A 15,814-nucleotide genomic window follows, 5' to 3' on the forward strand; every position below is an offset into this window, starting at 1 on the left:
TATTGCAACGATCGCTGGCGGCGCTGCGGCGAGCTGCTCTACCATGCCGCAATCCGCTTTCCCGAGCATTGCCAAGAGTCGTAGATGAGCCAGTCCTGGAGCCCCGAGAGCTGGAGGGCCAAGCCGATCCAGCAACAACCCGAGTACCCCGATGCCGCGCACCTGGCCAGGGTCGAGCAGACCCTCGCCGGATACCCGCCGCTGGTCTTCGCCGGCGAGGCTCGCGAGCTGCGCCGGCAGTTCGCCGAAGTCACCGCCGGACGCGCCTTCTTGCTCCAGGGCGGGGATTGCGCGGAAAGCTTCGCCGAATTTTCCGCGGCGAAGATCCGCGATACCTTCAAGGTACTGTTGCAGATGGCGGTGGTAATGACCTTCGCCGCCGGCTGCCCGGTAGTGAAGGTCGGGCGCATGGCCGGCCAGTTCGCCAAGCCGCGCTCCTCCGGCGACGAAACGCAGAACGGCGTGACCCTGCCTGCCTATCGCGGCGACATAGTCAACGGCATCGGCTTCGACGAGAAGAGCCGCGTGCCGGACCCGGAGCGCCTGTTGCAGGCCTACCACCAGTCCACCGCCAGCCTCAACCTGTTGCGCGCCTTCGCCCAGGGCGGCTTCGCCGACCTGCACCAGGTGCACCGCTGGAACCTCGACTTCATCGCCAACTCGGCGCTGGCCGAGCGCTACCAGCAACTCGCCGACCGCATCGACGAGACCCTCGCCTTCATGCGCGCCTGCGGCCTGGACAGCGCGCCGCAGCTCCGCGAAACCAGCTTCTTCACCGCCCACGAAGCGCTCCTGCTGAACTACGAGGAAGCCCTGACCCGCCGCGACAGCCTGACCGGCGAGTGGTACGACTGCTCGGCGCACATGCTCTGGATCGGCGACCGCACCCGCCAGCTCGACGGCGCTCATGTCGAGATGCTGCGCGGCGTAGGCAATCCGATCGGGGTCAAGGTCGGACCGAGCATGGACAGCGAGGAGCTGATCCGCCTGATCGATATTCTCAACCCGGACAACGATCCGGGCCGCCTCAACCTGATCGTGCGGATGGGTGCCGACAAGGTCGGCGACCACCTGCCGCGCCTGATCCAGGCCATCCAGCGCGAGGGCCGCCAGGTGCTGTGGAGTTCCGACCCGATGCACGGCAATACCATCAAGGCCTCCAGCGGCTACAAGACCCGCGACTTCGCCCGCGTGCTCGCCGAAGTCCGCCAGTTCTTCGAGGTGCACCAGGCCGAAGGCAGCTACGCCGGCGGCATCCACATCGAGATGACCGGGCAGAACGTCACCGAATGCATCGGCGGTTCGCGACCGATCACCGAAGACGGCCTCAGCGACCGCTACCACACCCACTGCGACCCGCGGCTGAACGCCGACCAGTCGCTGGAGCTGGCCTTCCTGATCGCCGAAACCCTGAAGCAGGTACGCCGCTGAGCGCGCCGCGGCCGCTCCCGCCGCCCGGCGGGAGCGTTCGCTAGAGCAGCACCCCGCGCAAGCGCACCGCCAACTCCCCGCGCCCCTCGATCGCCACCGTCGCCAGGCCCAGCCAGGCGGCCATGCTGCGCAACTGCTCGGCCAGATCGTGCAGGGCGGCATCGTCCATGCCGTTCGCCTCGGCATGCAGCGCATGCACCGCCAGGCGCTCCCGCGCCCGCTCGGCGCGGAGGTCGACGCGGCCGACCAGACGGCCGTTGTACAGGAATGGCAGCACGTAGTAGCCGTACACGCGTTTTTCCTTCGGCGTGTAGATCTCCAGACGATAGCGGAAATCGAACAGGCGCTCGGCCCGCGCCCGCTCCCAGACCAACGAGTCGAAGGGCGAGAGCAAGGCACTGGCGCCTAGCCGCCTCGGCACCTGCGGTTCGCCGGGGCAGTAGGCCGGCTGGCTCCAGCCCTCGACCCGGACCGGCAGCAGCTCGCCAGCCTCCACCAGTTCGGCGAGGCGCGCGCGGCTCTGCGCCGGGCTCAGCCGATAGTAGTCGCGCAGGTCCTTTTCGGTGGCCACGCCCAGGGCGCTCGCCGCCATCCGCAACAGCTCGCGCTGGGCCTGTGCCTCCGAAAGCTCGGGACGCGCCAGCAATTCCGCGGGAAACACTCGCTCCGGCAGATCATAGAGCCGCTCGAAACCGCGCCGTCCGGCCACCGTCAGCTCACCGGCGGCGAACAGCCATTCCAGCGCATGCTTTTCCGCGCTCCAGTCCCACCAGGGACCGGCCCGCTCCTGCCGCGTGCTCAGGCTGCCGGCACCCAGCGCGCCTTGCTCGCGCACCGCCTGCAACACCTGGCGGATCAGTGGCTGCTGTTCCCGGCCGAAACGTGCCAGTTGCTGGTAGATGCCCTGGCCGTCGGCGGCCTGGCGCATCCGCCAGCGCATCAGCGGGTAGTGCTCCAGCGGCAGCAGCGAGGCCTCGTGCCCCCAGTATTCGAACAACTGGCGGTGACGGCCGACACTCCAGGCTGCCTCGTCGAGCAGCGTCATGGAGTAGGGACCGAGGCGGGAAAACAGCGGCAGGTAGTGCGAGCGCACCAGCGCATTCACCGAATCGATCTGTAGCAGGCCGAGGCGCGCGAGCATTTCGCGCAGATGCCGCCGCTGCACGCTGCGGCGCGTCCGCCGGCCGTCGAAGCCCTGCGCGGCCAGGGCCAGGCGGCGGGCTTCGGCGAGGGAAAGCGAAAGACTCATGGAGCGCCCCAGTCGATGAAGGAGACTGCGAGTCTATCGTGCCCCCGCCGCCGCGCCAGCCCGGCGCGCCGCTGCGGTTCGCTCAATGCCGACGCAGCGGGTCGTCCCAGAAATGCCGCTCGCCCTCTTGGAAGATATCCGCCCGACTCAGGCCGAGGTCCTTCAGCGCTTCGTCGCTCATCCTCAGCAGTTCCCGGCGCTCGCGGGCCAACTGCAACCAGCGCCGCCAGCGACGCCACAACGACGGCGCAGCGGTCGAGGCGGGATGGGATGCAGCGTGGCAGTGACTGCCGAAATAATCCTGTTGACCTTTCATCGTCTTGCCCTCCGTTCGGGATAGGCACAGTCTCCCGCCAGGCATAGGATCAATCCAACGAATCATTCTTATGCAATGCATCTTGGAGATTGATGAATGAGCTACCAGCCCGGCATCGATACGGAATTGCTCCGCACCTTCGTCGCCATCGCCGAGCACGGTGGTTTCACCCGCGCCGCGGAGGCGCTGAATCGCACCCAGTCGGCGGTCAGCATGCAGATGAAGCGGCTAGAGGAGGACGTCCTGCAGCGCTCGCTGTTCGAGCGCGACGGAAGGCAGACCCGCCTCACCGCCGAAGGCCAGGTGCTGCTCGGCTATGCCCGGCGGATCCTCAAGCTGCACGGCGAGGTGTTCAACACCCTGCGCCGCCCGCACATGGTCGGCTCGGTGCGCATCGGCACCCCGGACGACTACGTGATGCGCTTCCTCCCGGCGATCCTGTCGCGCTTCGCCGAAGCCTATCCGCTGGTGCAGGTCGAGGTGCATTGCGACACCTCGCTCAACCTGCTGGCGCGCAACGACCTCGACCTGTCCATCGTCACCCGTGAGCCGGGCACCGAGATCGGCCAGTTGCTGCGCCAGGAGCCCTTCGTCTGGATGGCCGCCGAGGGCTTCTGCCCCCACGACCAGCGGCCGATCCCGCTGGCCATGTTCAACACCACCTGCTTTTGCCGGGCCTGGGCCTGCAACGCCCTGGAGGCGGCGGAACTGGACTACCGCATCGCCTACAGCAGCCCCAGCCTGTCGGCGCTGTTCGCGGTGGTCAGCGCCGGCCTCGCCGTGACCGTGCAACTGCGTAGCCTGCTCACCGGCAACCTGCGCATCCTCGACGAGAGCGAGGGCCTGCCCGCCCTGCCCTCGGCCAGCATCATGCTGATGCGCAACCCGCACAGCCAGTCGCCGGTCACCGAGAAGCTCGCCGAATACATCGGCGAGGGCTTCCGTCTCTGACTCAACCGCGCACCAGCAGGAGCACCGCGCACAACGCGAGGAAGGCACAGAAGGCCATGCGCAGGCTGCGCTCGGGCAAGGCGTGGGCCAGCCTCACGCCCCAGGAAATGCTCAGCAGGCCGCCCAGCGCCAGGGGGATCCCCATCCGCCAGTCGACATGACCGTGCATGGCGTAGGTCCCCAGCGCCACCGCCGTGCTCGGTGCGGCCAGGGCCAGCGCGAGGCCCTGTGCGACGACCTGGGCGAGGCCGAACACCGAAGTCAGCACCGGTGTCGCCAGCACCCCGCCGCCCACCCCGAAAAGCCCGCCGAGCGAACCTGCGCCAAGGCCCAGCACGCCCATCCAGGGCAAACCGTAGCGCGGCGTCGCGCCGCCCTGCGGCGGGCGCCGGAACAGGCGCCAGAACATGTAGCCGGCCAGCGCCAGGAGGAAGATCACGAACGCTTCGCGCATCCGCGCCGCATCGATCCGCGCGGCCACGCTGGACGCCAGGAACGCGCAAAGCAGGCCGGTCAGGGCAAGGACTCCGGCCTGGCGCGGATCGATGCGGTTGCGCTGGTGGTAGCGCCACAACGCCAGCACCACGTTCGGTACCACCATCACCAGCGCGGTACCCTGCGCCAATTGCTGGTCGAGGCCGAAGATCACCCCCAGCGCCGGGATCGCCAGCAGGCCGCCGCCTATCCCGAACAGACCGCCCAGGCAACCGAGCACCATCCCCAGCAGGAAATCGAGAAATACATCCAGCATGTCAGCCCCTCTTTCGACGCCTCCATGCTAGGCAAGCGTGGCTGGATGGGAAACGCACAAGAAAGCACAATGGCTATGCCAATCACGCAAAGGCATGAGCATGTTGCCCGATACCCTCAGCGAACAGTTCGTTCTCTACCTCGATGTCCTCGATGGCGGCAGCTTCTCCGCCGCTGCCCGCAAGCACCCGCTCACCCCGTCCGCCGTAGCGCGCCGGATGGACGCCCTGGAGCGCGCCGTCGGCAGCACCCTGCTGGTGCGCACCACCCATGCGGTCCGCGCCACGCCGGCCGGCCTGGCCTTCGCCGACCGCGCCCGGCGGATCGTCACCGAACTGCGCCTGGCCCGCGCCGAAGCGGTGTCCCTGAGCACCGCGCCGCAGGGCCTGATCCGTATCGATGCGCCGGTGCCCTTCGGCCGCCGCCACCTGGCCCCGGCGATCGCCGACTTCCTCAAGGCCAACCCCGGGCTGGACGTGCAATTGCGCCTGATCGGCAGCTTCATCGACCTGCAGGGCGAACATCTCGGCGAGGTCGACCTGGTGTTGCGCGCCGGCCCGCTGCCCGACAGCCGCCTGGTGGCCACTTCGCTGGCGCCGATGGTGCGGGTCGTCTGCGCCAGCCCGGAGTACCTGCGCGAACATGGCGTTCCCGCATCCCCCGGCGAACTGCCGGAGCATGCCGGCATCGATTGGGACAACCTGTCGCCACCCTATGCCTGGCGCTTCCAGCACGACGGCAAGCTCCAGCACCTGCGGCCGAAACGGGCGCGGCTGGCCACCAATAACGCCGAAGCGATGGTCGACGCGGCGCTGGCCGGCCTCGGCATCGCCCACCTGCCGACCTGGCTGTGCAGCGAGTACTTGCTGCGCGGCGAACTGCAGGCGCTGTTCTGCGACGAGGGCTTGCCCGCCGCCGAGCCCACCTGCATCTATGCCCTGCGCCTGGAACGCGAAGCCAGTTCGCGAACCCGCCTGCTGCTGGCTTTCCTCCGCGAGCGCTTCGGCTTTCCGCCACCCTGGGACCAAGCCCTGCAGCAGCGTCTCGGCGAGCGCTGAAGACACCACCCGGCGGGAAACCTGGAAAGCCAATAGCCACTACGCTAAATTCATGCACAGCGCCCTACTTACTTGGAAGACAGCCATGTCCCGACTGCCCACCACCCCTTGCGAGCAGCTCAAGCTGGACAACCAGCTGTGCTTCGCCCTGTATTCCACCTCGCTGCAGATGACCAAGGTCTACAAGCCCCTGCTGCAAGCGCTCGGCCTCACCTATCCGCAGTACATCGCCATGCTGGTGCTATGGGAACGCGACGGCCTGACCGTGGGCGAAATCAGCGCACGCATGCTTACCGACCCGGGATCGCTCACGCCTCTGCTCAAGCGCCTGGAGGGCGAAGGTCTGATTACCCGCACTCGCAGCAGCGAAGACGAACGCGTAGTCCTGCTGCGCCTGACCGACAAGGGCCGCGCCCTGCAGCGACAGGCCGAGAGCATTCCCGCCTGCATCCTGGAGAGTACCGGCCTCGACTTGCCACAGCTGGTCGCCCTCAAGGATGAGCTGCTGGCCCTGCGCGGCAACCTGCAAGCACCGGACTGAGGGGCTTATACCTACCTGTCTGGTTTTTATCGCCAAATCTTCCAACGATTTATCTTGCGAACCAAATAACATGACGATAAATTTCATTTCACGCACTTACTTAGCGCGCAAGAAATTAACGAACAATCTAGACAGGTGACCCTCATGCAAACCATCAAGGCTCTCTACACCGCAAGCGCAACCGCCACCGGAGGCCGTGACGGCCGTGCGGTATCCTCGGACGGCGTGCTCGACGTGAAACTCAGCACTCCGCGCGAACTGGGCGGCCAGGGCGGCGCGGCCACCAACCCGGAACAACTGTTCGCCGCCGGCTACTCGGCCTGCTTCATCGGGGCCCTGAAGTTCGTTGCCGGCCAGCGCAAGCAGACCCTTCCCGCCGACGCCTCGATAACCGGCAAGGTCGGCATCGGCCAGATCCCCGGCGGCTTCGGCCTGGAGGTCGAACTGCACATCAGCCTGCCGGGCCTGGAGCGCGAAGCCGCCGAAGCGCTGGTAGCCGCCGCCCACCAGGTCTGCCCCTACTCCAACGCTACCCGCGGCAATATCGACGTACGCCTGAACGTGTCGGTCTGAAGCTTCTGACTCTCCGCGCCGCGGCGGCGGACAGCGGAAACGAAAAAGCCCGGCATTCGCCGGGCTTTTTCTCGTCGCGCGAAAGGATCAGGCCTTGACGCGGGACTTGTACTCGCCGGTGCGGGTATCGATCTCGATCGAGTCGCCGATTTCGCAGAACGCGGAAACCTGCAGCTCGGCGCCGTTGTTCAGGCGCGCGGTCTTCATCACCTTGCCCGAGGTGTCGCCGCGGACGGCCGGCTCGGTGTAGGCGATCTGGCGAACGATGGTGGTCGGCAGCTCTACCGAGATCACCTTGTCGTTGTAGAACACGGCTTCGCAGATGTCGGTCATGCCGTCTTCGATGAAGGTCAGCACGCCTTCCAGATCGTCTTTCTCGATCTCGTACTGGTTGAACTCGCTGTCCATGAAGACGTACAGCGGGTCGGCGAAGTAGGAGTAGGTCACTTCCTTGCGATCGAGGATGATCGGCTCCAGCTTGTCGTCGGCCTTGAACACGGTCTCGGTACCGGCGCCGGTCAGCAGGTTCTTCAGCTTCATCTTGACGACGGCAGCGTTACGGCCGGACTTGTTGAACTCGGCCTTCTGGATGACCCAGGGAGCGCCATTGATGTTGGCAACCTGGCCGGCGCGGAACTCTTGAGCGGTTTTCATACGAATATCCGATGGATGAAAGACAAAAAATCAGGCCGCGTATCATAGCCAATCTGCGTAAAATTGCACCAGCCTTGCCGCAAGATCCGGACGCATGCCCTGTTCGTCGGCCCAGCGCTGCGCTTCCCTACGCCACTCGGGCAGTTGCCTCTCCAGCCCCTCCCAGGCCCCGGCAAGTCCACCGCCGGCGTTCCACGCCAGCCAGAAGGTGCGCAGGTTTTCCGCCAGGTCGGCGGGCAGGCCGGCGCAATAGAGTTCGAGGAATGCCTCGAGCTTCGCCAGGTGCGCCTCCTCTTCCTGTCTATAGATGTGCCAGAGCAGCGGCCGTCCCGCCCACTGCGCGCGAACGAAGGAGTCCTCGCCGCGCACCGCGTTCAGGTCGCAGCACCACAACAGGCGATCGTAGTCGTCCTGCGCCATGAACGGCAGCACCTGGACCCGCAACGCGTCGCGCACATGGACGTCCCCGACGGCCAGGGTAGCCACCCGCAGCCAATCGGCGACATCCGCCAGCACCCGCCCCTCCGGCACCAGCAGCAGGCTCGGCTGGCGGGCGTCGCGCAGTTGTTCCAGCCAGCCAGACAGCGCCGGGTTTTCGTAGGCAAACAGCGAAATCAGTCGCTCGCCAACCTTCCGCCGCACGCCGAGGGAGGCGAGAAACTCATCCTGCGCCGAGGCAGAGGCCTGGAAACGGCGCCGACGTTCCAGCAGGCCGGCCTCGCGCAACAGGCCGCCACTGGGCTCGCGGAACCCGGGAAAGAAGAAGTACTTGGAAAGCCCGCACGCCTGCAGCGACGGCAATGCGTGGCAACTGCCGATCCATTCCTCGGCACTCAGGTACTCCAGGTTCAGCCACAGGGACGGCCGCTCGCGCTCGCGCATGGCCTGCCGGTGCGCCTCCGGCAGTTCGCAGGCGAAGGCCTCGATCACCACGTCGGCGGCCGCCACCGGTGCCCACGGCCGGCCCCAGGCACGCACTTCGACCCCATCCAGGCTCTGCACGTGCGCCGCCGGGTCCGCCCGCGGACAGATCCGGGCGAAGGCCTGCGGCTCGTCCACCCACAGGCGCACGGCCTGACCGTGCTCGGCGGCCAGTTGGCGAGCCAGGCGCCAGGTGACGCCGATGTCGCCATAGTTGTCGACCACGCTACAGAAAATCTCCCAGCTCGCCATCCGCCTCTCCTCTTCGTGCCCGGCAGTCTACCAAGGCACCCCGCGGACTTTCCTCCGACGACCTAAGCCGATGAAAAAGTTAAAAAAATATTTGCCAAGCGGGAAATGTTCGAGTAAATTGCGCGCCTCGACAGACACGGCGCTGTCGAGAACCTGGTGAGGTGTCCGAGTGGTTGAAGGAGCACGCCTGGAAAGTGTGTATACGGGAAACCGTATCGAGGGTTCGAATCCCTCCCTCACCGCCAGATCGCAAGAAGGCCCGGCTAATCAAGTTAACCGGGCCTTTTTCATTTCCGCACCAATACTTACGGCATTTCCGGCAACATGCTGGCAACTTAGTTGTTACTTGCCACTCCCCGCCAAGTCGATAAGCGCCAGCCACTCCGGCGGAACATTCTCGACAACCCGGCAGCCCTCATCCCCCGCCTCTTGCAGCAACTCTACCCAAGGTCCGGGAAATTGCTTACTTGCGCCGCACGCTGGATATTTTTTGAACAAACGACACTCCAACTACTGCTAAAGTCGGGGGGACTAAAAAAAAAGTTGCTCGGCTTGCGCTTGGTCAGTTTACTTACTACAAGTAATGGGTAGTATGTAGCCGGCTAATTTCCCCGGCTGGGGAGATTGCTGTTATGGAAATGTCCACCTTAAGGGGAACACGATGAACAACGTTCTGAAATTCTCTGCTCTGGCTCTGGCTGCTGTTCTGGCCACCGGTTGCAGCAGCCACTCCAAAGAAACCGAAGCTCGTCTGACCGCTACCGAAGACGCAGCTGCTCGTGCTCAGGCTCGCGCTGACGAAGCCTATCGCAAGGCTGACGAAGCTCTGGGCGCTGCTCAGAAAGCTCAGCAGACCGCTGACGAGGCTAACGAGCGTGCCCTGCGCATGCTGGAAAAAGCCAGCCGCAAGTAATAGGTCTCACGACCTGTTGAAAACCGGTCCCTCGGGGCCGGTTTTTTTATGCCTGCGTTTCGCCGGGCATGAAAAAACCCGCGTCCCTTGCGGGTACGCGGGCCTCTGCCTCGACGCTCTCCGTCAGGGCGTAAGCTGGGTAGGATCGCTATCCACCGTCGCGGTCATCGCCGGCGCCGATTCCTGGGCGATTTCCACCGGCACGCCATCCTCCGAGGCCACCACTTCGCGGACCACGTCCCAGTTCAACTGGATACGCTTGGCCAGGTCGTCGCGCTTGAGCAGGGTGTTGATCACCGCGGTGTGCTTGTCCACCACCGACGGGTCGCCATGGTCGTTCAGCGGCGTATGCGCCTCCAGGTAGACCTTGCCGTTGCTCACGCCGAACTTGTAGGGCTCGTTGATGATACGCACGCTGGTGCCGACGCTGATCATCGAGAACAGGTGGGTCACGTCGGCGTTGTACATGCGGAAGCAGCCATGGCTGGTGCGGGTGCCGATGCCGAACTTCTTGTTCGAACCATGGATCAGGTAGCCCGGCACGCCCAGGGTCAGCTTGTACGGCCCCAGCGGATTGTCCGGGCCCGGCGGCACCACGGTCGGCAGCGGATCGCCATCGGCGGCGTGCTCGGCGCGGATCGAGGCCGGCGGATACCAGGCCGGGTCCTTGGTCTTGGCAGTGATGCGGGTGTTCGCGATCGGCGAACCCCAGCCCTCGCGGCCGATGCCCAGCGGATAGGTGTGCACCACGTTCTGCCCTTTCGGGTAGTAGTACAGGCGGTACTCGGCCAGGTTGATCACCACGCCTTCGCGCGGGCCAGGCGGCAGCACGAAGCGGGTCGGGATGATCACCTCGGTGCCGACGCCCGGCAGCCAGGGATCGACGCCCGGGTTGGCGGCGACCATTTCGCTGTAGCCCAGGTTGTACTGCTCGCCGAGGTCGGCGAACGTGTCCTCGTACTTGGCCTTGATCACCTGGACCTGGCCGACGACGTCCTCGCCCGGAGGCGGGAGCTGCAGTTCCAGGGCCGATGCGGAGCCGGCCGAAAGCAGCGCGGCGAAAGACAGTGAGACAACGGGTACGCGCGACAACATTCCGGAGAATCCTTGGCGAGTGCGATGAAGGAGTAGGAAAGACAGTGTAACACCCCGCCAGGTTTCACCGGGAGGGCTCAGACCAACCAGGACAGGCGCTCCCCGCGCTTTTCCGCCTCCAGTTGTTTCCGGCAATCGGGACACAGCAGCCGGTCGCGCAGACGCGCCCGTTCCAGCGGCTGCCAGCGCGGCTGGGCCGGCAGCAGCTTGCCGCAAAGCGTGCGGTCCGCCGGGGTATCCAGCTCCAGCTGACGCGCCACCACATGCACCCGGACCTCGCGACAGGCGAACAGGTCCAGCTGATCGTCGGGCTCGATCAGTTGATAGGCGTAGAGGGTCCAGGCGGGACGCGGCATGGGGGGCTCCTGAGGGGTGCGCAACCTTAGCCGAAAGCGGTTTCCCGGGGAAGTCTCAAAGCAGCGGTTTCAGCGTCGGCCAGACATTTTCCAGGAGCCTCGGCTGGGCGGCGAGCGCCGGATGGATGCCATCCGCCTGCATCATCCCCTGGACCCCGCCGACCCCTTCGAGGAAAAACGGCACCAGGGCGGTCTTTTCCTGCGCCGCGACCGCGCCGTAGACCTTGGAAAAGGCCTCGATGTAGCGCGGGCCGTAGTTCGGCGGCAACTGGATACCCAGCAGCAGCACCTTCGCCCCTTCCGCCCGGGCCTTTTGCGCCATGCTGGCAAGATTCTGTTGCAATTGCGCCGGCGCCATTCCGCGCAGCCCGTCGTTGCCTCCCAGCTCGATCACCACCAGCGCCGGCTTCTCCTCGGCAAGCAGCGCCGGCAGGCGCGCCAGGCCGCCCGCGGAGGTGTCGCCGCTGATCGAGGCGTTCACCACCCGGTAGTCGTAACCTTCGTCGGCGAGGCGCTTCTGCAACAGGGCGACCCAGCCCTGGCTGGTATCCAGTCCCAAAGCGGCGCTGATACTATCGCCCACGACCAACAGCGTCTGCGCCGCGGCCTGCTGGGTCAGCAGGACCAGGGCCAGGCAGCCGCTCAACAGCAATGCACGCATCGGAACCTCCATGAGCGCCAGCATTCTCAACGCGCAGAACCTTAGCAAGGTTGTCGGTAGCGCGGAAGGCAAGTTGACCATCCTCCACGACCTCTCCCTCGACCTCGCCCGCGGCGACAGCCTGGCGATCGTCGGCAGTTCCGGCTCCGGCAAGTCGACCCTGCTCGGCCTGCTCGCCGGGCTCGACCAGCCCAGCGGCGGCGAGGTCCGTCTCGCCGGGCACGCCCTCGGCGACCTCGACGAGGACCAGCGTGCGCGCGTCCGCGCGGCCCATGTAGGCTTCGTGTTCCAGTCGTTCCAGTTGCTCGACAGCCTCGATGCGCTGGAGAACGTGATGCTGCCCCTGGAGCTGGAAGGCCGCGCCGACGCTCGCCAGCGCGCCAGAGAACTGCTCGAGCGAGTCGGCCTCGGCCAACGCCTGGGCCACTATCCGCGCCAGCTCTCCGGCGGCGAGCAGCAGCGGGTCGCCATTGCCCGTGCCTTCGCGGCGGAGCCGGACGTGCTGTTCGCCGACGAACCCACCGGCAACCTCGACAGCGCCACCGGCGAGCGGATCAGCGACCTGCTCTTCGAACTCAACCGCGAACGCGGTACCACCCTGGTCCTGGTTACCCACGACGAGCGTCTGGCGCATCGCTGCCGGCGCCTGATCCGTCTGGAAAGCGGACGCCTGATCGACCGGGTCGAACCCTGATGAAGCCGGTGCCCCTCTCCCGCCTGCTGAGCCTCGCCGGTCGCCAATTGTTCCGCGAGTCGCGCAGCGGCGAGCTGCGCGTGCTGTTCTTCGCCCTGCTGATCGCGGTCGCCTCGAGCACCGCCATCGGCTATTTCAGCGCCCGCCTGAACGGCGCCATGCTCACCCGCGCCGCCGAGTTCCTCGGCGCCGACCTGGTGCTCAACGGTACCCAGCCGGCAAGCGCCGAACAGATCGAACGCGGCACCCGTCTGGGCCTGCGCCACGCCGACAGCGTCGAGTTTTCCAGCGTGATCGCCACCGACCAGGGCATCCAGCTCAGCAGCATCAAGGCGGTCGGCGACCGCTACCCCCTGCGCGGGCAGCTCAAGAGCGCTGCCGCGCCGTTCGCCGCCGAGCAGGCCGGCGGTCGTCCGCAGGCGGGCGAGGTATGGGTCGAATCGCGCCTGCTGGTCAGCCTCGACCTGAAGGTCGGCGACAGCATCGAGATCGGCCGCAAGCCGCTGCGCATCGCGCGCATCCTTACCTACGAGCCGGACCGCGCCGGCGACTTCTACAGCCTGACGCCCCGCGCCATGATGAGCCTGGCCGACCTCGATGCCACCGGGGTGGTCCAGCCGGGCAGCCGGGTGCGCTACCGCGATCTGTGGGAAGGCCCGCCGGAAGCCCTCCAGGCCTATCGCCAGCAGGTCAAGGGCAGCCTCGCCGCCAACCAGCGCCTGCAGGATGCCCGCGACGGCAACCGCCAGGTGGGCGATGCCCTCGGCCGCGCCGAGCGCTACCTGAACCTGGCCAGCCTGGCCGCGGTGCTGCTCGCCGGCGTCGCCGTGGCGCTGTCCGCCGCCCGTTTCGCTGCACGGCGCTACGACGCCAGCGCACTGCTGCGCTGCCTCGGTCTGTCGCGCAGCGAAACCCTGCTCCTCTACGCGCTGCAACTGTTGCTGCTGGGCCTGCTCGCCAGCGCCATCGGCGCCCTGCTCGGCTGGTTGGCGCAGCTCGGCCTGTTCCGCCTGCTCGCCACGCTGCTGCCGCCGGACGTACCGGCCGGCGGCCTGTTCCCCGCCTTCGCCGGGATCGCCACCGGCCTGGTAGCGCTGGCCGGCTTCGCCCTGCCGCCGCTGGCAGCCCTGGGCCGGGTACCGCCGTTGCGGGTCCTGCGCAGCGACCTGCTGCCGGTGCCGATGCGCACCTGGATGGCCTACGCCTGCGCCCTGCTCGCCCTGGGCCTGATCATGTGGCGGTTGAGTCTCGACCTGAAGCTGACCCTCGCCCTGCTCGGCGGCGGCCTGGTCGCCACGCTGGTGCTCGGCGCCCTCCTGCTGCTCGGCCTGAACGGCCTGCGCCGGGCACTGGCGCGTGCCAGCCTGTCATGGCGGCTGGGACTCGGCCAGTTGTTGCGGCACCCGCTGGCCGCCGCCGGACAGAGCCTGGCCTTCGGCCTGATCCTGCTGGCCATGGCCCTGATCGCCCTGCTTCGCGGCGAACTGCTGGATACCTGGCAGGCCCAGTTGCCGCCGGACGCCCCCAACCATTTCGCCCTGAACATCCTGCCGACGGAAAAGGACGCCTTCGAACGTCGCGTGCAAAAGCTCTCCCCCGGCGCCGAGCCGCTGTTCCCCATGGTTCCCGGGCGCCTGGTAGCGGTGAACGGCAAGCCGGTCCAGGCGCTCGACGAAGACGTGCGCAGCGAGCGTGCCCTGCAGCGCGACCTCGGCCTGACCTGGTCGGAGCGACTGCCCTCCGGCAACCAGCTCACCGCCGGACGCTGGTGGAGCGCGCCGCAGCCGGGGGCCCTGCCGGGCGTGTCGGTGGAAGAGAAGCTGGCCGCCAACCTGCGTATCCAGGTCGGCGACCGGCTCACCTTCAGCGTCGCCGGGCAGAATCGCGAGGTCCAGGTCCAGAGCCTGCGCAAGGTGAAGTGGGACAATTTCCAGCCGAACTTCTTCATGGTCTTCCAGCCCGGCACCCTGACCGACCTGCCGGTGACCTACCTGACCAGCTTCTACCTGCCGGCCAGCCAGGAACGCGACCTGATCGAACTGGCCCGCGCCTTCCCCACCGTCACCCTGCTGCCGGTAGACGCCCTGCTGAGCCAGCTGCGGAGCATCCTCGACCAGGTCACCCTGGCCGTGGAGTACGTGCTGGTGTTCGTTCTCGCGGCGGGCTTCGTGGTGCTCTTCGCCGGTCTCCAGGCGACCCTCGACGAGCGCGTGCGCCAGGGTGCCCTGCTGCGCGCGCTGGGTGCCGAGCGCGAGTTGCTGCAACGTACCCGGCGGGTCGAGTTCGCCCTGCTCGGCGCAGTCAGCGGCCTGCTCGCGGCGCTCGGCTGCGAGGCGGTCAGCCTGCTGCTCTACCGACTGGTCTTCGACCTGCCGTGGCAAGCGCACCCCTGGTTGCTCGCGCTGCCTCTGGTAGGCGCCGTGCTGGTAGGCGGCGCCGGCCTGCTGGGTACCCGTCGCGCCCTCAACAGCAGCCCGCTGCGGGTCCTGCGCGAGGGCTGATCGGATACACTGGCAGGCTTTCATCCGTTCATTTGTGGAACCACCCGAACCATGAGTCGCTATCGTCCACCGCGCACCGCCGGCACCCCGCTGATCACTCCGGAGGGCGCCGCGCGGTTACGCGCAGAGCTGCATGAACTCTGGCACGTGCGCCGTCCCCAGGTGACCCAGGCGGTCAGCGAAGCCGCCGCCCTCGGCGATCGCTCGGAAAACGCCGAATACATCTACGGCAAGAAGATGCTGCGCGAGATCGACAGCCGCGTGCGCTTCCTGCGCAAGCGCCTGGAGAACCTGAAAGTGGTCGGCGAGCGGCCGGCGGATCCGAACCGGGTGTACTTCGGCGCCTGGGTGACCCTGGAAGACGAAGACGGCGAGCAGGCCCGCTATCGCATCGTCGGCCCCGACGAACTGGACCTGCGCAACAACCAGATCAGCATCGACTCGCCGCTCGCCCGCGCACTGGTCGGCAAGGAGCTGGACGCCGAGGTGCTGGTGCGCACCCCGGCCGGGGAAAAGCTCTGGTTCGTCGTCGAGATCGAGTATCCACCGGCGCCCTGAGGGGCCACGCGCTCAGCGCAGGATACGGCGGGTGATCAGGCCCTGGCGGGCGACCCGGATCAGTTGCCGGACCACCAGATCCAGGTCTTCCGCCCCGGGGGTCTGGACCACGGCGAAGTCGAACGCGTCGCTGGGGAAGCGCGCCAGGTCCTTGCCGTCCTGGGCGAACTGGATAAGGAAGGTACGCGAACCGTTCCAGCGCTTCGGCCAGCCTTCGAGGTAACGGACGAGGGTCGGCTGGTGCGGCCCGCTGAGGAGAATCCTCGGGTTCCGCCGGACCAGGCCGGTGGTGATGGGTGCCAGGCGCAATTGCGTGCTGGGACAGGTCATGACGTCATGT

Annotated in this window: 18 protein-coding genes and 1 tRNA gene; 10 read left to right on the forward strand and 9 right to left on the reverse strand. The window is 66.9% G+C overall.

The annotated features are described in order from the left end of the window. Nucleotides 1-84: 84 nt before the first annotated feature. Nucleotides 85-1,431 (forward strand): class II 3-deoxy-7-phosphoheptulonate synthase, encoded by a 1,347-nt coding sequence (locus HMPREF2581_RS26420; protein ID WP_003117352.1) that lies wholly within the window; start codon nt 85-87, stop codon nt 1,429-1,431. Nucleotides 1,432-1,471: 40 nt separating this feature from the next. Here the strand turns inward: HMPREF2581_RS26420 and HMPREF2581_RS26425 are convergent, their stop codons facing one another. Together HMPREF2581_RS26425 and HMPREF2581_RS26430 are read right to left on the reverse strand one after the other, a co-directional pair. Continuing rightward, entirely contained in the window at nt 1,472-2,680 is a 1,209-nt protein-coding gene (locus HMPREF2581_RS26425; RefSeq protein ID WP_003138742.1) for a winged helix-turn-helix domain-containing protein, read from the reverse strand. 82 nt (nt 2,681-2,762) lie between these two features. Further along, nucleotides 2,763-2,996 carry a DUF1127 domain-containing protein gene (locus HMPREF2581_RS26430; RefSeq protein WP_003090935.1) on the reverse strand — a complete coding sequence of 78 codons (234 nt, stop codon included), beginning with the start codon at nt 2,994-2,996 and terminating at the stop codon, nt 2,763-2,765. Nucleotides 2,997-3,092: 96 nt separating this feature from the next. On the opposite strand from HMPREF2581_RS26430, the gene HMPREF2581_RS26435 reads away from it, so the two are divergent. Then, the gene (locus tag HMPREF2581_RS26435; RefSeq protein WP_003114756.1) at nt 3,093-3,947 is read left to right on the forward strand and encodes a LysR substrate-binding domain-containing protein; all 855 of its coding nucleotides are present in this window, start codon (nt 3,093-3,095) and stop codon (nt 3,945-3,947) included. A 1-nt stretch (nt 3,948) separates the two neighbouring features. Here HMPREF2581_RS26435 and HMPREF2581_RS26440 read toward each other — a convergent pair whose 3' ends face one another. Then, nucleotides 3,949-4,698, reverse strand: coding sequence for a sulfite exporter TauE/SafE family protein (locus HMPREF2581_RS26440; RefSeq protein WP_003114755.1), 750 nt, complete (start codon nt 4,696-4,698; stop codon nt 3,949-3,951). Nucleotides 4,699-4,798: 100 nt separating this feature from the next. Here HMPREF2581_RS26440 and HMPREF2581_RS26445 point away from each other — a divergent pair, with 100 nt between their 5' ends. The 3 genes from HMPREF2581_RS26445 to ohrR (HMPREF2581_RS26455) all read left to right on the forward strand — a co-directional run bounded on the left by HMPREF2581_RS26445 (nt 4,799) and on the right by ohrR (HMPREF2581_RS26455) (nt 6,869). Beyond that, nucleotides 4,799-5,755 carry a LysR family transcriptional regulator gene (locus HMPREF2581_RS26445; protein WP_016254232.1) on the forward strand — a complete coding sequence of 319 codons (957 nt, stop codon included), beginning with the start codon at nt 4,799-4,801 and terminating at the stop codon, nt 5,753-5,755. A gap of 85 nt (nt 5,756-5,840) precedes the next feature. Next, on the forward strand, nt 5,841-6,296 hold the full coding sequence (gene ohrR / locus HMPREF2581_RS26450; protein WP_003090940.1) for a hydroperoxide stress response transcriptional regulator OhrR: 456 nt from the start codon (nt 5,841-5,843) through the stop codon (nt 6,294-6,296). A gap of 144 nt (nt 6,297-6,440) precedes the next feature. Next, nucleotides 6,441-6,869, forward strand: coding sequence for an organic hydroperoxide resistance protein OhrR (gene ohrR / locus HMPREF2581_RS26455; RefSeq protein WP_003090941.1), 429 nt, complete (start codon nt 6,441-6,443; stop codon nt 6,867-6,869). A gap of 87 nt (nt 6,870-6,956) precedes the next feature. Here the strand turns inward: ohrR (HMPREF2581_RS26455) and efp are convergent, their stop codons facing one another. Together efp and earP are read right to left on the reverse strand one after the other, a co-directional pair. Next, complete coding sequence (gene efp, locus HMPREF2581_RS26460) at nt 6,957-7,523, reverse strand: elongation factor P (RefSeq protein ID WP_003090942.1); 567 nt, start codon at nt 7,521-7,523, stop codon at nt 6,957-6,959. 42 nt (nt 7,524-7,565) lie between these two features. Next, nucleotides 7,566-8,696 (reverse strand): elongation factor P maturation arginine rhamnosyltransferase EarP, encoded by a 1,131-nt coding sequence (earP, locus tag HMPREF2581_RS26465; RefSeq protein WP_003138736.1) that lies wholly within the window; start codon nt 8,694-8,696, stop codon nt 7,566-7,568. 155 nt (nt 8,697-8,851) lie between these two features. Between earP and HMPREF2581_RS26470 the strand changes: the two genes are divergently transcribed. Both HMPREF2581_RS26470 and oprI read left to right on the forward strand, forming a co-directional pair. Beyond that, nucleotides 8,852-8,941 (forward strand) — tRNA-Ser (locus HMPREF2581_RS26470). 416 nt (nt 8,942-9,357) lie between these two features. Next, on the forward strand, nt 9,358-9,609 hold the full coding sequence (gene oprI, locus HMPREF2581_RS26475; RefSeq protein WP_003090944.1) for an outer membrane lipoprotei OprI: 252 nt from the start codon (nt 9,358-9,360) through the stop codon (nt 9,607-9,609). Between the two features lie 123 nt (nt 9,610-9,732). Here oprI and HMPREF2581_RS26480 read toward each other — a convergent pair whose 3' ends face one another. The 3 genes from HMPREF2581_RS26480 to tesA form a co-directional block, all read right to left on the reverse strand. Next, on the reverse strand, nt 9,733-10,704 hold the full coding sequence (locus tag HMPREF2581_RS26480) for a L,D-transpeptidase family protein (RefSeq protein ID WP_003090946.1): 972 nt from the start codon (nt 10,702-10,704) through the stop codon (nt 9,733-9,735). A 77-nt stretch (nt 10,705-10,781) separates the two neighbouring features. After that, a complete protein-coding gene (locus HMPREF2581_RS26485) occupies nt 10,782-11,060 on the reverse strand; it encodes a hypothetical protein (protein ID WP_003090947.1) in 279 nt (92 codons plus the stop codon). A gap of 55 nt (nt 11,061-11,115) precedes the next feature. Then, nucleotides 11,116-11,721 (reverse strand): esterase TesA, encoded by a 606-nt coding sequence (gene tesA, locus HMPREF2581_RS26490; protein WP_003119867.1) that lies wholly within the window; start codon nt 11,719-11,721, stop codon nt 11,116-11,118. Between the two features lie 10 nt (nt 11,722-11,731). Here tesA and HMPREF2581_RS26495 point away from each other — a divergent pair, with 10 nt between their 5' ends. Genes HMPREF2581_RS26495 through greB form a run of 3 tightly spaced genes read left to right on the forward strand, consistent with a single transcriptional unit; the run spans nt 11,732 to nt 15,474 of the window. Then, nucleotides 11,732-12,415 carry an ABC transporter ATP-binding protein gene (locus tag HMPREF2581_RS26495; protein WP_003090949.1) on the forward strand — a complete coding sequence of 228 codons (684 nt, stop codon included), beginning with the start codon at nt 11,732-11,734 and terminating at the stop codon, nt 12,413-12,415. Nucleotides 12,416-12,423: 8 nt separating this feature from the next. After that, nucleotides 12,424-14,916: an ABC transporter permease gene (locus HMPREF2581_RS26500; RefSeq protein WP_003138733.1), complete on the forward strand. Its 2,493-nt coding sequence runs from the start codon at nt 12,424-12,426 to the stop codon at nt 14,914-14,916. Between the two features lie 51 nt (nt 14,917-14,967). Next, on the forward strand, nt 14,968-15,474 hold the full coding sequence (gene greB / locus HMPREF2581_RS26505; RefSeq protein WP_003090951.1) for a transcription elongation factor GreB: 507 nt from the start codon (nt 14,968-14,970) through the stop codon (nt 15,472-15,474). A 12-nt stretch (nt 15,475-15,486) separates the two neighbouring features. Here greB and HMPREF2581_RS26510 read toward each other — a convergent pair whose 3' ends face one another. Continuing rightward, nucleotides 15,487-15,804, reverse strand: coding sequence for a hypothetical protein (locus tag HMPREF2581_RS26510; RefSeq protein ID WP_016254234.1), 318 nt, complete (start codon nt 15,802-15,804; stop codon nt 15,487-15,489). Between the last annotated feature and the right edge of the window lie 10 nt (nt 15,805-15,814).

Origin of the sequence: Pseudomonas sp. HMSC057H01, from assembly GCF_001836405.1 — a bacterium.
GTDB classification, from domain to species: Bacteria; Pseudomonadota; Gammaproteobacteria; order Pseudomonadales; family Pseudomonadaceae; genus Pseudomonas; species Pseudomonas aeruginosa.